The organism is Chryseobacterium oranimense, from assembly GCF_900129755.1.
GTDB lineage: Bacteria > Bacteroidota > Bacteroidia > Flavobacteriales > Weeksellaceae > Chryseobacterium > Chryseobacterium oranimense.
Genome location: NZ_FQWT01000005.1, coordinates 33,234 through 46,264 on the forward strand (window position 1 = coordinate 33,234; position 13,031 = coordinate 46,264).

Here is a 13,031-nt window from a genome sequence, read left to right on the forward strand (position 1 = left end):
AGTTATGACCCTTGAATTTTTAAAAACCAAAAATCTCATCCTCTTCGAAGCCATCTCCGGAAGCCGCGCCTTCGGACTGGCTACAGAAAACTCAGATACAGATATCCGGGGAGTTTATTATGTGCCGAAGGAAGAGTTTTTCGGTCTGAATTATATACCTCAGATCTCCAATGAAACCAATGATATTACTTATTATGAAATCGGGAGATTTGTAGAGCTGCTTCAAAAGAATAATCCCAATATCCTGGAAGTTCTGGCAAGTCCTGAAGACTGTATTATCCATAAAGATCCCCTGATGGATCTTCTTCGGCCGGAAGACTTTCTTTCCAAATTGTGTAAGGATACTTTTGCCGGTTATGCCGTTTCTCAGATTAAAAAAGCAAAGGGACTAAATAAAAAAATCCTCAATCCTGTAGAAAAGGAAAGAAAGTCTATTCTTGATTTCTGCTATATCCTTCAGAACGATACTTCTGTTCCATTGAAAAAGTGGCTTGCAGATAACGGAAAAGTTCAGGAAAAATGTGGGTTGGTAAGTATTGATCATACAAAAGGTGTGTTTGCCGTGTTCTATGATGAATCGGGAAATTCAGGGTACAGAGGGATTATTCAGAATGAAGAAGCCAATCAGGTATCCGTATCTTCAATCCCGAAAGGAGAACAGTCTGTGGTCTATTTATTTTGTAACCTGGATGCCTATTCTACGTACTGTAAAGATTATAGGGAATACTGGAAATGGGTTTCCGAACGCAATGAGGACCGTTACAATGTCAACAGGGAACACGGCCAGAATTATGACAGTAAGAATATGATGCACACCATCCGCTTATTACAGTCCTGCGAACAAATTTTTAAAACTGGTTCTTTACATATCCGGGTAGACAACAGGGAAGAATTGCTCGATATCAAAGCCGGAAACCTGTCTTATGAATCGGTAATGCAAAAAGCGGAAAAACTGATCTCGTCTATTGAGTATTATCATTCGGTTTCACGTCTTCCCGATTACCCGGATATCAAAAAGACAGAGAAAATCCTGATAGATATGCGGGAAAAATTATATGCTTAAATCTTAGCATTCTTACGGCTGGGTGTAGGAATGTTAAGATCTCTTTTTCTTTGAAGCTTTGGCTATCGCATTGTAATCCAGACATATTTTTATCCAGTATTCGAAATCATCCTTTTTTTGAAAACCTGAGGGTTCCACGTAACAGTATCCTTTCAGCTGTTTTCCCTTCATCATCATTGGCAGAAAACCGTTTTTCTCCGAAACTTCTTCTTCCAGATCAGGATGATAACGGCACATGAGATTGTCATGGCTCACATTAATACACATTTTACCATTCACTAAAAATGATAATCCGCTGAACATTTTCTTTTCACTGACCTCAATTCCAGGCACTTCAGAAAGTCTTTCCCGGATTCTGTCTGCAAGATCTGTACTGTAAGCCATAAAATAATTTTAGAATTAAATTTAGCAAAAAACACCTTAATAAAGCTTATTTTCATTGCTGATAAACTTAATCAGAATAGTACAAATAAAATTTTAATTAAAATAATTATTGTTTTACGATAATTAATTATACATTTGCAATAGTTAAATAATTATTGCCATGAATCAGACTAAAATTATTTCGAGGATACTTTACTACATCTGCTCCGTAGTTTCGGCGGGCTATTTTATCATCACCATCTATTCCGTGTTCTGCCTGGCGACGGGTTTTGCAGTAACACCTTATGGTGGCGGCAAGTATCTTCATATCAATTTTCCTTTTACAGAAAAGCCATTTCTGAATATTGATGACAATTATCCGTATATTATCTTTTGTTTTTTTGCTGTTTTACTTTCTTACGGGATATTTTTCTGGGTTTCAGCTTTGGTTTTCAGGGTATTCTTCCAGAAAAAACTATTTACCGCGAACAATATACGCCTGCTAACGATATTTTACAGATATAACATTTTCATTCCGCTGCCATTGGTAATTGTGGCCAGCTTTTTTGTGGAAGTGGAAAGTATTATCTGGGGATTGGTTTTTATCCATTTCATGTTGGGAATTTTCTGTCTGTTTCTTGCAAATATCTTTAAGCAAGGACTACATTTGCAAAACGAACAAGATCTATTTATATAAAATGCCAATTATAGTCAACTTAGATGTCATGCTGGCCAAGCGAAAAATGCAGAGTAAAGAATTGGCAGAAAAACTGGGAATCACCCCCGTTAATCTTTCCATTCTTAAAACCGGCAAGGCAAAGGGAGTCCGTTTCGATACCCTGGAAGCTATCTGCAAAATTCTGGAATGCCAGCCTGGTGATATTCTTGAGTACCGGGAATAGAGTTTCAGGTTCGGGATACGAGTTCCGGGGTTCGGGTTTAAGGTTTAAGGTTTCAAGTTTTTAATTACGAGGTTTAGAATAACAGGATTTAATCGTAAATCTTAAATAATATCTCAATCTTAATTAAAAATCTTGACTCTTGGTTCTTGACTCTTGACTCTCTCTCCGACAACTTCCCTCCTCCATCTTCCTTCTTCCTTTTAGCAACCCTTCACAGGTCTGCTCTACCCTTCTATTATCCAAACCTTAACCTATGAATACCTTAACCATCAACCATCTCAGCCTTATTTACCAAAATGGACATCAGGCAGTTAAAGACCTGTCGCTTGAAATATCAAACGGAATGTTCGGCCTGCTCGGGCCCAATGGTGCCGGAAAATCATCTTTGATGAAAACTATTGTAGGACTGCAAAAACCGACTTCCGGAAATATTATCTTCAATGGAACGGATGTTGTAAAAGACCCTGATCATATTAAACGAAATCTGGGCTTTCTTCCACAGGATTTTGGAGTTTATCCAAAGGTTTCAGCTTATGATCTTCTGGAACATATTGCCGTACTAAAGGGAATTACAAACCGTACAGAACGTAAAAACCAGATCCTGAGCCTGCTTGAAAAAGTTAACCTTGCAGAATTCAGGAAGAAGGAAGTCCATACTTTTTCCGGAGGCATGAAACAGCGTTTCGGAGTGGCACAGGCCCTGTTGGGAAATCCGAAAATCATTATCGTAGATGAGCCTACCGCCGGACTGGATCCTGAGGAACGTAACCGCTTTAATGCTCTTCTTAACGAAATCAGCCAGGATGTTATTGTAATTCTTTCTACCCATTTGGTGGAAGACGTCAGAAATCTCTGCTCGGAAATGGCCGTTATGAACAAAGGTCAGATTCTCAGGAAGGGAAAACCTGCCGTGTTGATCTCTGAGCTGGAAAACAGGATCTGGTCGAAACCCATCAGCAAAGATGAGCTTGAAAGTTACTACTCAAGCCATGAGATCATCAGCAGGCAGCTGATTGAAAGAGAGCTCCACATTACCGTATTTTCAGAAGAAAAACCTGAACATTTCGACCCTGTAAAGCCTCTGCTGGAACACGTTTATTTCCATACCCTTACCCAAAAACCTTAACTATGAATGCCATATTTTTATTTGAAGCCGGACGCATTTCCAAGCACTGGCCAGCCTATCTTATAGCCCTGATCCTCGTAAGTACAGGTCTATTTTGCGGTAATCAATTCAACCTTACCGTTGGAGATGGGATTTACCTGAATTCTCCTTATACCATCGGTTTTATGACAGGAATGCTGAGCCTTTCCGTCCTGTTTATGGCTGTCATTTATGCTGTTCAGTTTCTTTTTAAGGATTCTGATTCAAAATTTGACCTGATCCTATTTTCATTTCCCTTTTCGGGATGGACTTACCTGAGCGGAAAATTTTTTGTCTATTTCCTGCAGACTTTCTTTAGTTTCTGCTTTTTAATGACGGGTTTTCTCATAGGTCAGGTTCTGCGGACCGGAAGTGAAATGCAGACTTATTTTAATATAGGCTATTATCTTTATCCCGTATTGATTTTCGGGTTGATCAATTGTTTTTTTGTATGCAGCTTCCTGTTTTTTGTTTCATTCACAGTTAAGAAAAAACTAATGGTCGTTGTAGGCGGACTGCTTTTATATGTATTGTATATGGTTGTTTTAGTTTTTTCCAATTCGCCGTTTATGGCGGGAAGCTTACCCCAATCAATAGAAACACAGCAGATTTCGTCCATTTTGGATCCGTTCGGATTATCTTCTTATTTTTTTGAAGCAAGAACATTCTCTGTTCATCAGAAAAACACGTTAATTGTTCCTTTTTCGGGATATTTATTGCTTAACAGGGTAATTTACCTTCTCATTTCTGCAGTATTTCTTTTGCTTACCTACCGTTTGTTTTCTTTTTCAGATCATTCAAAACAAAAAGTAAAAAAAGCATTACCGGAATCCGAAATCACAACCAAGCCCATGTTTTCTTATATATCGCAGACAGATTTTGGCTGGAAAGGTACCTTCAGCTCTATATTATCCTTTGCAAAGATGGATCTGTTATATCTTTTCAGAGGCATTATCATTCCTGCGGCTTCCATACTTCTGCTTTTCTTTATCGGGATGGAAATGTATGCGGAGATTGAAAAAGGAATCCGTCTTCCACAGAAATATGCTGGATCAGGTCTTATGGCAACAACCATTTCAGAAAATTTTCCTCTGTTCGGTTTTCTCCTTTCAGCTTATTTTATCAATGATCTGTACTGGAGAAGTCATTCATCTGGTTTTTCACTGATAGAAAACACTACATTTTTTTCGGAAAGCAAACTCATGGGCCATTTTATGTCCATCAGCACCCTTCTTTTTTTCTTTACGGGAATCTTAATAACCGAAGGCATCTTATTCCAGGCAGCCTATCATTATCTTCATATCGATTGGAACGCCTATCTGGGAGTTTTACTTTTTAATACATTTCCTTTAATTCTTTTTTCAGGATTTATCCTTTTGATTAATGCTTGCATCAGAAATAAATTTATTGCTTTAGGAGTTTCCGTTTTAGCTGTATTCGTTCTCACCGGTCCGGCTTCCGGCAAAATACTACCTTATCCTCTTTTCAGGATTTTTTCAGATTTTAAAGGGACTTACAGTGATTTTAACGGATACGGCCCTTACGTTGCCGCTTTTGCGGAAAGACTTTTATTCGGTGCCGGAGTGATTGCCTTTCTCTGGATGATCAATAGAATTTTCAGAATTAAAAAGCGAAGCGGTATTATACTTATTACCAGTGTCTTATTGTTCTCTTCAGGCATTTTTGCCGGTACATTTTTCATGAAAGGCTATGTCCCTAAAAATGAAGAGAAAACAGTTATAGAAGCTATCCGGTACGAAAAAGAGTTTAAGAAATATGAAAACCTGCCACAGCCTGAAATTTCAGATATTACCACCGAGATCAAGCTGTATCCCTCAGAAAATTCATATGAGATCATTGGAAAATATACTTTGACCAACTTTACGGATCAACCGGTCAATAAAATTCTCATTCATTTCAATCCTGATCTCAAATTGGATTCCGCTGTTTTTCAATTCGGCTCCGAATCTTTGAGAATTAACCAAAATATATCTGAAGTTGAATTAAGCCACCCCTTGAAACCCAACGGAACCGCCCATCTTGAATTCAAACTTTCTTATCAATGGTATGCCGTCAACGGGCACCAGTCATTTAATGCAATCATAGGCAACGGTTCCTTTATGAGGATCAGCAGATATTATCCGGCGATAGGATATCAGAAGCAGGGAGAAATTCAGGATGAAAAGCTAAGAAAAGAGAATCATCTCGGAAAACTGGAAGAGATGAAAAAACCTGAGGCCACTGAAGTCTTTAAACAGGATTTTATTAATTTAAATATGATCGTTTCTACAGAAGGAAGCCAGACTGCAATAGGCACCGGTGATCTGGTCAGAAAATGGACAAAATCAGGGCGCAATTATTTTCAGTACAAGGCAGAAAATATTCCGTTCCGGTTTGCAGTTTCTTCGGCAGATTATAACATGAAAAGTGTTTTATACAAAGGAATTACGGTGAATGTATTTTATCATAAAAATCATTTTGAAAATGCGGATCATCTCCTAGAAAATGCAAAGATCACACTGGATTACTGTACGAAGAACTTCGGAAAATATCCGTTCAAAACAGTCAATTTTGCTGAAATTTCATCTTTTACCAGAGGTTTTGCTGCAACTGCTTATCCGTCTGCCATTTTTATGCCTGAAGATATGATTTTCCATGCCAATATCCATTCAGATAAGAAGCAGGATGTGATCAACGAACTTGCCGGGCACGAGCTTTCCCATCTGTGGTGGGGGAATAATCAGATTGATCCTGATGACAGGCAAGGTGCATTAATGCTTACCGAAACACTCGCCATGTACACGGAAATGATGCTGTACAAAAAAATGCACGGTAAAGAAAAAATGATGGAAAGAATAAAAATCCACCAGCAGATCTACGACAGTGAAAAAGGTTTTTCTGAAAATGGTCCTATTTATAAAGTAACGGGAGAGGCCACACACATTTCTTATTCAAAAGGGGCTGTAGCTATGGTAAAATTATGTGAACTGATCGGGGAAGAAAAAGTAAATAAAGCATTGAAGAGTTTTCTACAAAATAATCAGTACCCAAAGAAACCTTCTTCTATGGATCTGCTCAACGAGTTTTATAAAGTATGTCCTAATGAAACTGCAAGAAAGCAGGTTGATCTATTATTTAAAACGATATAAATAATCACTAATAAAATTATTTATACAAAATTATACGCAAACATCTGCTCAATCTGCTTAATTTGCGAGAAAATATTTTAAATCACTCGCAGATTTTGTAGATTGAGCAGATCTATTTTTAGTCATGTTTTATAAATAATAAGTAAGATTATTTTTTACTTCTATTGTATATCATAAAGCAAAAAAATCCCTCAAAAATTGAGGGATTTATTATATCTAAAGATTTAATATTAAGCTTCAGTTGAAGGATTCTGATCTACGGCAGGCTTTTCACCCTCCGGTCTTGAATTTTCTTGTCTGGCCGGTCTCTCAGGTCTTCCCTGTCCTTCCGGTCTTCCTTGTCCTTCTTGTCTTGGTTTTCCTTCCGATTTTGGAGGTCTTGGTAAAAGTACTTTTCTTGAAAGCTTCATTTTCTTACGGTCATCATACCCCATGAACTTCACTTCTACTTCATCACCTTCTGCATAAGGAACTTTGTCCAGACGAGCCCATTCGATTTCAGAAATGTGAAGAAGTCCTTCAGTACCTTTTGCAATCGCTACGAAAGCACCGAAATCCATTACTTTCACAACTTTTCCTTTGTAAACTTCTCCTACTACAGGAACAAAAGTGATTTCATTGATTTTGGCAACAGCAGCATTGATTTTCTCTCTGTCTGTACCGGCAATTTCGATACGTCCGATCTCACCAATCTCTTCGATAGCGATAACCGTATCCGTATCTTTCTGCATCTGCTGAATGATTTTTCCACCAGGCCCGATTACAGCACCAATGAAGTCTTTGGAGATCTCCATTACTACCATTTTCGGAGCGTGCGGCTTCACGTCGGCTCTAGGCGCAGCAATTGTTTCTGTAATTTTATTTAAAATGTGTAGTCTTCCGTCTTTAGCCTGCATTAAAGCTTTTTCCATGATATCCATAGAAAGTCCCTGGATTTTGATATCCATCTGGCAGGCAGTGATACCGTCTTCAGTACCAGTAACTTTAAAGTCCATATCTCCAAGGTGATCTTCATCTCCTAAGATATCGGAAAGTACTGTAAATTTTCCTGATTTTGTATCAGTAATAAGTCCCATTGCAATACCAGAAACAGGTTTTGTAATCTGTACACCGGCATCCATCAGAGCTAATGTTCCTGCGCAAACTGTTGCCATTGAAGACGAACCGTTTGATTCAAGGATATCGGAAACAATTCTGATGGTATATGGGTTTTCTTCAGGGATAACTGCCTGTAATGCTCTCTGAGCAAGGTTTCCGTGTCCTACTTCTCTTCTTGAAGTTCCTCTTAAAGGTCTTGCTTCACCGGTTGAGAACGGAGGGAAGTTATAGTGCAGGAAGAATTTTTCGTCGTGTTGAGAAATAACGCTGTCCACCATGTTGGCATCTTTTACAGAACCTAAGGTTACAGCAGTCAGAGACTGGGTTTCCCCTCTTGTAAACACTGCAGAACCGTGAGCTCCCGGAAGGTAATCGATTTCCGACCAGATCGGACGGATCGTCTGAGGATCACGGCCATCAAGACGGATATTGTCTTCAAGGATCATCTGACGCATTGCTTCTTTCTCTACATCATGATAATATACTTTTACGAAAGGAGTTACTCTCTCAAGTTCTTCCACATTATCTACATATTGTGCCAGGAACTCATCAAGTACCGCTTTGAACTTTTCGTGTCTTTCTTCTTTTCCGGATGGCGTTTTTGCCACTTCATATACTTTATCGTAGCATTCTTTCCAAACTTTTTCACGAATAGCTTCGTCGTGAGTTTCGTGGCTGTATTCTCTTTTAGGGAAAGCTTTACCTACTTTTTCAGCTAATCTTTCCTGAGCTTCAATTTGTTTTTTAATTTCAGCATGACCAAAGATGATTGCTTCAAGCATTTCCTGCTCAGAAATTTCTTTCATCTCTCCTTCCACCATTACGATAGAATCTTTGGTAGCTCCTACCATAATGTCAAGCTCTGAATTTTTCAGTTCTTCATAACTAGGATTGATAGCCAGTTTACCGTCAAATCTTACCACTCTTACTTCAGACATTGGCCCGTTGAAAGGAATATCGGTAATAGCAATGGCTGCAGAAGCTGCCAAACCTGCTAAATCATCAGGAATTGTTTTTCCGTCATAAGAAATTAAAGAGATCATTACCTGAACTTCAGCATGGAAATCTTCAGGGAAAAGCGGACGTAGAACCCTGTCTACCAAACGCATCGTTAAAATTTCCTGATCGGAAGGTCTTGCTTCTCTACGGAAGAAATTTCCAGGAATTCTTCCACCTGCATAGAATTTTTCTCTGTAATCTACCGTTAACGGTAAAAAATCTACACCAGGATTTGCTTCTTTATTGGCTACAACTGTTGCTAAAAGCATCGTTCCACCCATTTTTACTACAACAGATCCATCAGCCTGCTTAGCTAATTTCCCCGTTTCAATAGTGATTTCTCTGCCGTCTGCAAGAGTAATCGTTTCTGTAAACGCTTGAGGTACACTCATAAATTTGTCGTCTTAATACTCCGTATTGAGTATGAATTAATATTTAAACTCTTTAAATTTTCGTCTGCAAAGGTACTATATAATAATGAAATATTAAATTTTCAGCCGGAGAAATAGCATACCGGATCCTCAGATAATTCCCTTTATCTGTTATGATCAATGAATTAAGGTCGTCTTAAAAATTCATAACACATCGGATTAAAGTTTTTTAAGAAAATCAATTAAAGAGTCCGGTCATTTTTCGTATTATTGTCTCAAAATAAGTAAATAATGTTTTTATTATCTTAAAAACAGATTATTTACGGAAAAAGCATCTGAAAAGTTGCAGAAAACAGGCTTCAGCCTTATATTTGCTTTGCTTCTCAAAATATATGCAGCAGACGAAACAACGGAAAGAGCTAACAATTCTTTTTCAAAATAAATAAATGTTTATGATCAATAAAGAAGTAACACAGAGCAGGAATTACACGGTTCCTTTAATCACAATCACTTTGCTCTTTTTTATGTGGGGATTCATCACCTGTATGAATGATATCCTGATCCCCTATCTGAAGCAGCTTTTCAAACTCACTTTTTTCGAATCGATGCTGGTGCAGTTCTGCTTTTTTGGGGCCTATTTTATCGGTTCACTGATTTATTTCCTGATCTCTATTTCAAAAGGAGATCCTATTAATAAAGCAGGTTATAAGAAAGGGATCATCTTCGGGATCTTCCTGGCAGCTTTTGGCTGTGTCCTATTTTATCCTGCCGCCACATTTTCCTATTATCCTTTGTTTTTGGGAGCTCTGTTTATTCTCGGTTTAGGTTTTACAGTACTTCAGATCACAGCAAATGCTTATGTATCCCTGCTGGGAAGTGAAGAATCTGCCTCCAGTCGTCTGAATATGACCCAGGCTTTCAATGCGTTCGGAACAACCATTGCCCCGGTACTTGGCGGACATTTGATCTTTGAGTTTTTCTCATCGCCTGACGGTTCATTCAGTGCCGTGGCAACCAGAATCCCTTATTTAATATTTGCCGGTATCCTCTTATTGGTTGCTTTATTGATTTCCAGAGTAAAACTGCCTTCTTTCCAGACCCAGGAAGAGGAAATTGTAAAAGGCTGGGGAGCTCTTCAGTTCAGCCACCTGAAATTTGGAGTTTTTGCTATGTTTTGCTATGTAGGCGGAGAAGTAGCTGTAGGAAGCTTTATCATCAGCTTTCTGGAACAGCCTCAGATTATGGGTTTTAACGAAATTATCAGCAAAAATTATCTTTCCCTGTATTGGGGTGGTGCCATGATCGGGCGTTTTCTTGGGGCCATTTCTTTAAACCAGTCATTAAGCCAGGGAAAAAAAGCAATATATATGCTGGGAGCAGCAGCTGCTGTTTTTCTTGTGATTTTCAGTATCGTGGATCTAAGCTTTGCCCAGATCAGTTTCTTCTTAGCTTTTATTGTCCTTAATTTTATCGCTTTCTTTATCGGGAAAGCAGCTCCTGCAAGAACCTTATCTATTTTTGCAGCAGTGAATGTGGCACTTCTTATTTCGGCAATGGTCAACCATGGTGAGCTGGCAATGTACAGTATTTTGGGAATCGGAATTTTTAATTCCATTATGTTTTCCAATATTTATACGCTGGCCATTTCAGGATTGGGCAAATATACCAGCCAGGGATCTTCTTTAGTGGTAATGGCCATACTGGGAGGTGCTATTGTTCCTATCTTCCAGGGATACCTTGCAGATAAGGTGGGGGTACAGCATTCATTTATCATTCCTGTATTCTGCTATCTGGTGATCCTGATCTTTGGAGCGTATTGCAGCAAATATTTAGGTCATGTGGAGAATACTGAAGCGAAATCAGGTCACTAAATTTAAAACAATATTTTAATTTTAATCAATTATATAAAGTGAGATGTTCAGAAACGTCTCACTTTTGTTTTAAACCTGAAAAATGTAACTTTTTACTGAACACATATACTTATCGGATAATCAATACCTTTTGCTATGAAGATTCAGTTACAGCTTGAATATTTTGCCTTTTTACTGTTGGGAATATTGGCTTTCGGACAAACGGGGCTTTCATGGTGGTGGTTTGCCGGATTGTTTCTGGCTCCGGATATTTCCATGCTTGGATACACCGTCAATAATAAAACAGGGGCATTTTTCTATAACTTATTCCATCATCTTGGGCTGGCTGTTCTGATCTATGTTGTGGGGACTGCTCTTTCTCTTCCCTATGTTCAGATGGCTGGCGCTATTTTGTTTGGCCATTCGGCATTTGACAGATTACTGGGCTATGGGCTGAAATATCCGGACAGTTTCCAGAATACCCATTTGGGAAAGATTGGAAAAGAAAAGAAGTAAGAAAAAAAAAAAGCAGCTTCTTTCGAAACTGCTTTATCTTGACAATCTTTGTAGATTATTTTCTTAAACCTAGTTCAGCGATGATCGCTCTGTATCTTGCGATATCTTTATTTTTAAGGTAATCTAGTAAACTTTTTCTCTTACCTACCAATTTCACCAGAGATCTCTCTGTGTTGAAATCGTGACGGTTAGCCTTTAAATGCTGAGATAAGTGATTGATTCTGTAAGTGAAAAGAGCAACTTGTCCTTCAGCACTTCCTGTGTCTGTTGCAGATTTTCCGTGTTTTGCGAAAATTTCCTGCTTTTTTTCTGTTGTTAAGTACATTCCAATATTGTTTAATGATTATTATGTAACGGGTGCAAAATTACAACTATTTTTTAATTCAGCCAAACATTATTGATTTCGTGTATCAAAATTAATAGAAAAAATGTTAAAAAATTCTTAATAAATTGTATGCCATCCGATGAAAAGGCAGTAATTTTGCATACGAATTACACAATGAAAAAATTTATATTCTTTACGGCGGTCAGCACTTTTTTATTAGTTGGTGTTATTTCAGTGAAAGCACAGAAAAATGCAGACAATAAAACAAAAAAGATCTTATACTTCAATCCCGAGGTAGAACCTGATATTGAAGAAATTAAAGAGCCTACCAACCTCGCTTTTTTCAGTGCCGTTTCCGATAACTTCAGCGGAAGAAAGAATAAAATACTAAGAGCCGAAGTACAGATTCCTTTCGATCATGTAGAAAAACAAACCATCACTGATTACTGCATAAATAATGATGCGGATTTCGCTGTAGTTCCCAAAGTAAGATATTTCAAGGTCGGGATCGGTAAATATGTATTTTCCAACCAGGTAGTGGTCAGTATGAAACTCTTTGATGCAAGTGGCAATCTGGTAACAGAAACAGATTATGATACCTACCGTAAAAACATGCGTCTTCTGGGTTCCACCGAAAATTCCATTAAAATAGGAACTGACGGGGCAATAAAAGATATTCTGAAAAAACTCAGAAAGCTTAAGGCTTCGGGAGAAGCAGAGTTATAGGGTTAATGATAGTTAGTGGCCAAGGCGTATAGCTGATGGCTAGCTATTCATAAGTAATCAATATTCTGGCTTTGAATGGTCAATTCTGCTACGCGCGTCAATATTCACTTTGAGTCCTCTACAACATTCACCATTTGACTTTCACCATTGACCAATAATCAATTTTCTAAGTGTGAATTGTCTATTTGGCTGGCAGGTCAATTAGGGATCGTTTCATAAAATTCACCATTTCACCATTCACATTGTACCGCTTATTATTTTCTAAATAGAATTAAAAAATCTCAAAACATACTGATTACTAGGTAAATATTTTCATCACACAGTGAATAATTGAATATTTTTTATTATTTTAGTTCTGCAAATTAAAACTTATATGATATGAAAAAATTAAAGAAACTCAACAGAGAGCAGCAAAGACAGATCAACGGTGGAGCCATCGATAAATGCAGCCTTACAAGACCATGTACTATCGGATGGTGCTGTGATGGCATTTGTAAAGAATATGCCTGTATAGAGCCTTAACTT

12 protein-coding genes are annotated in these 13,031 nt (G+C 38.0%); 9 read left to right on the plus strand and 3 right to left on the minus strand.

Annotated elements, in window-relative coordinates:
• Window positions 1-4 precede the first annotated feature (4 nt).
• Complete coding sequence (locus BUB03_RS15075; RefSeq protein ID WP_073064661.1) at window positions 5-1,063, plus strand: nucleotidyltransferase domain-containing protein; 1,059 nt, start codon at window positions 5-7, stop codon at window positions 1,061-1,063.
• Between the two features lie 33 nt (window positions 1,064-1,096).
• On the opposite strand, the gene BUB03_RS15080 is transcribed toward BUB03_RS15075, so the two are convergent.
• Complete coding sequence (locus BUB03_RS15080) at window positions 1,097-1,447, minus strand: TfoX/Sxy family protein (RefSeq protein WP_073064664.1); 351 nt, start codon at window positions 1,445-1,447, stop codon at window positions 1,097-1,099.
• Between the two features lie 160 nt (window positions 1,448-1,607).
• Between BUB03_RS15080 and BUB03_RS15085 the strand changes: the two genes are divergently transcribed.
• The 4 genes from BUB03_RS15085 to BUB03_RS15100 all read left to right on the plus strand — a co-directional run bounded on the left by BUB03_RS15085 (window position 1,608) and on the right by BUB03_RS15100 (window position 6,621).
• Window positions 1,608-2,123 carry a DUF2975 domain-containing protein gene (locus BUB03_RS15085; protein ID WP_073064667.1) on the plus strand — a complete coding sequence of 172 codons (516 nt, stop codon included), beginning with the start codon at window positions 1,608-1,610 and terminating at the stop codon, window positions 2,121-2,123.
• A gap of 1 nt (window position 2,124) precedes the next feature.
• Window positions 2,125-2,328 (plus strand): helix-turn-helix domain-containing protein, encoded by a 204-nt coding sequence (locus BUB03_RS15090; protein ID WP_040995723.1) that lies wholly within the window; start codon window positions 2,125-2,127, stop codon window positions 2,326-2,328.
• Window positions 2,329-2,581: 253 nt separating this feature from the next.
• The gene (locus BUB03_RS15095; RefSeq protein ID WP_073064670.1) at window positions 2,582-3,454 is read left to right on the plus strand and encodes an ABC transporter ATP-binding protein; all 873 of its coding nucleotides are present in this window, start codon (window positions 2,582-2,584) and stop codon (window positions 3,452-3,454) included.
• Between the two features lie 2 nt (window positions 3,455-3,456).
• Window positions 3,457-6,621, plus strand: a complete 3,165-nt coding sequence (locus tag BUB03_RS15100; RefSeq protein WP_073064672.1) for a M1 family aminopeptidase — start codon at window positions 3,457-3,459, stop codon at window positions 6,619-6,621.
• Window positions 6,622-6,851: 230 nt separating this feature from the next.
• Here BUB03_RS15100 and BUB03_RS15105 read toward each other — a convergent pair whose 3' ends face one another.
• Window positions 6,852-9,110 (minus strand): polyribonucleotide nucleotidyltransferase, encoded by a 2,259-nt coding sequence (locus BUB03_RS15105; protein WP_073064674.1) that lies wholly within the window; start codon window positions 9,108-9,110, stop codon window positions 6,852-6,854.
• A gap of 431 nt (window positions 9,111-9,541) precedes the next feature.
• On the opposite strand from BUB03_RS15105, the gene BUB03_RS15110 reads away from it, so the two are divergent.
• Together BUB03_RS15110 and BUB03_RS15115 are read left to right on the plus strand one after the other, a co-directional pair.
• Window positions 9,542-10,960: a sugar MFS transporter gene (locus BUB03_RS15110; protein WP_073064676.1), complete on the plus strand. Its 1,419-nt coding sequence runs from the start codon at window positions 9,542-9,544 to the stop codon at window positions 10,958-10,960.
• 135 nt (window positions 10,961-11,095) lie between these two features.
• Window positions 11,096-11,455: a DUF4260 domain-containing protein gene (locus tag BUB03_RS15115; protein WP_040995715.1), complete on the plus strand. Its 360-nt coding sequence runs from the start codon at window positions 11,096-11,098 to the stop codon at window positions 11,453-11,455.
• 55 nt (window positions 11,456-11,510) lie between these two features.
• Here BUB03_RS15115 and rpsO read toward each other — a convergent pair whose 3' ends face one another.
• Window positions 11,511-11,780 carry a 30S ribosomal protein S15 gene (gene rpsO, locus BUB03_RS15120; protein ID WP_040995712.1) on the minus strand — a complete coding sequence of 90 codons (270 nt, stop codon included), beginning with the start codon at window positions 11,778-11,780 and terminating at the stop codon, window positions 11,511-11,513.
• A gap of 174 nt (window positions 11,781-11,954) precedes the next feature.
• On the opposite strand from rpsO, the gene BUB03_RS15125 reads away from it, so the two are divergent.
• Window positions 11,955-12,506, plus strand: coding sequence for a hypothetical protein (locus BUB03_RS15125; RefSeq protein ID WP_040995710.1), 552 nt, complete (start codon window positions 11,955-11,957; stop codon window positions 12,504-12,506).
• Window positions 12,507-12,884: 378 nt separating this feature from the next.
• Window positions 12,885-13,028 carry a bacteriocin-like protein gene (locus BUB03_RS21935; RefSeq protein ID WP_155859115.1) on the plus strand — a complete coding sequence of 48 codons (144 nt, stop codon included), beginning with the start codon at window positions 12,885-12,887 and terminating at the stop codon, window positions 13,026-13,028.
• Window positions 13,029-13,031 lie beyond the last annotated feature (3 nt).

Excerpts from the sequence above, each read along its gene's own strand:
- BUB03_RS15105 (WP_073064674.1), bottom strand. The coding sequence starts at position 9,110 with ATGAGTGTACCTCAAGCGTTTACAGAAACGATTACTCTTGCAGACGGC.
- BUB03_RS15125 (WP_040995710.1), top strand. The coding sequence starts at position 11,955 with ATGAAAAAATTTATATTCTTTACGGCGGTCAGCACTTTTTTATTAGTT.
- BUB03_RS21935 (WP_155859115.1), top strand. The coding sequence starts at position 12,885 with ATGAAAAAATTAAAGAAACTCAACAGAGAGCAGCAAAGACAGATCAAC.
- BUB03_RS15095 (WP_073064670.1), top strand. The coding sequence starts at position 2,582 with ATGAATACCTTAACCATCAACCATCTCAGCCTTATTTACCAAAATGGA.
- BUB03_RS15100 (WP_073064672.1), top strand. The coding sequence starts at position 3,457 with ATGAATGCCATATTTTTATTTGAAGCCGGACGCATTTCCAAGCACTGG.
- BUB03_RS15085 (WP_073064667.1), top strand. The coding sequence starts at position 1,608 with ATGAATCAGACTAAAATTATTTCGAGGATACTTTACTACATCTGCTCC.
- BUB03_RS15115 (WP_040995715.1), top strand. The coding sequence starts at position 11,096 with ATGAAGATTCAGTTACAGCTTGAATATTTTGCCTTTTTACTGTTGGGA.
- rpsO (WP_040995712.1), bottom strand. The coding sequence starts at position 11,780 with ATGTACTTAACAACAGAAAAAAAGCAGGAAATTTTCGCAAAACACGGA.
- BUB03_RS15080 (WP_073064664.1), bottom strand. The coding sequence starts at position 1,447 with ATGGCTTACAGTACAGATCTTGCAGACAGAATCCGGGAAAGACTTTCT.
- BUB03_RS15075 (WP_073064661.1), top strand. The coding sequence starts at position 5 with ATGACCCTTGAATTTTTAAAAACCAAAAATCTCATCCTCTTCGAAGCC.
- BUB03_RS15110 (WP_073064676.1), top strand. The coding sequence starts at position 9,542 with ATGATCAATAAAGAAGTAACACAGAGCAGGAATTACACGGTTCCTTTA.
- BUB03_RS15090 (WP_040995723.1), top strand. The coding sequence starts at position 2,125 with ATGCCAATTATAGTCAACTTAGATGTCATGCTGGCCAAGCGAAAAATG.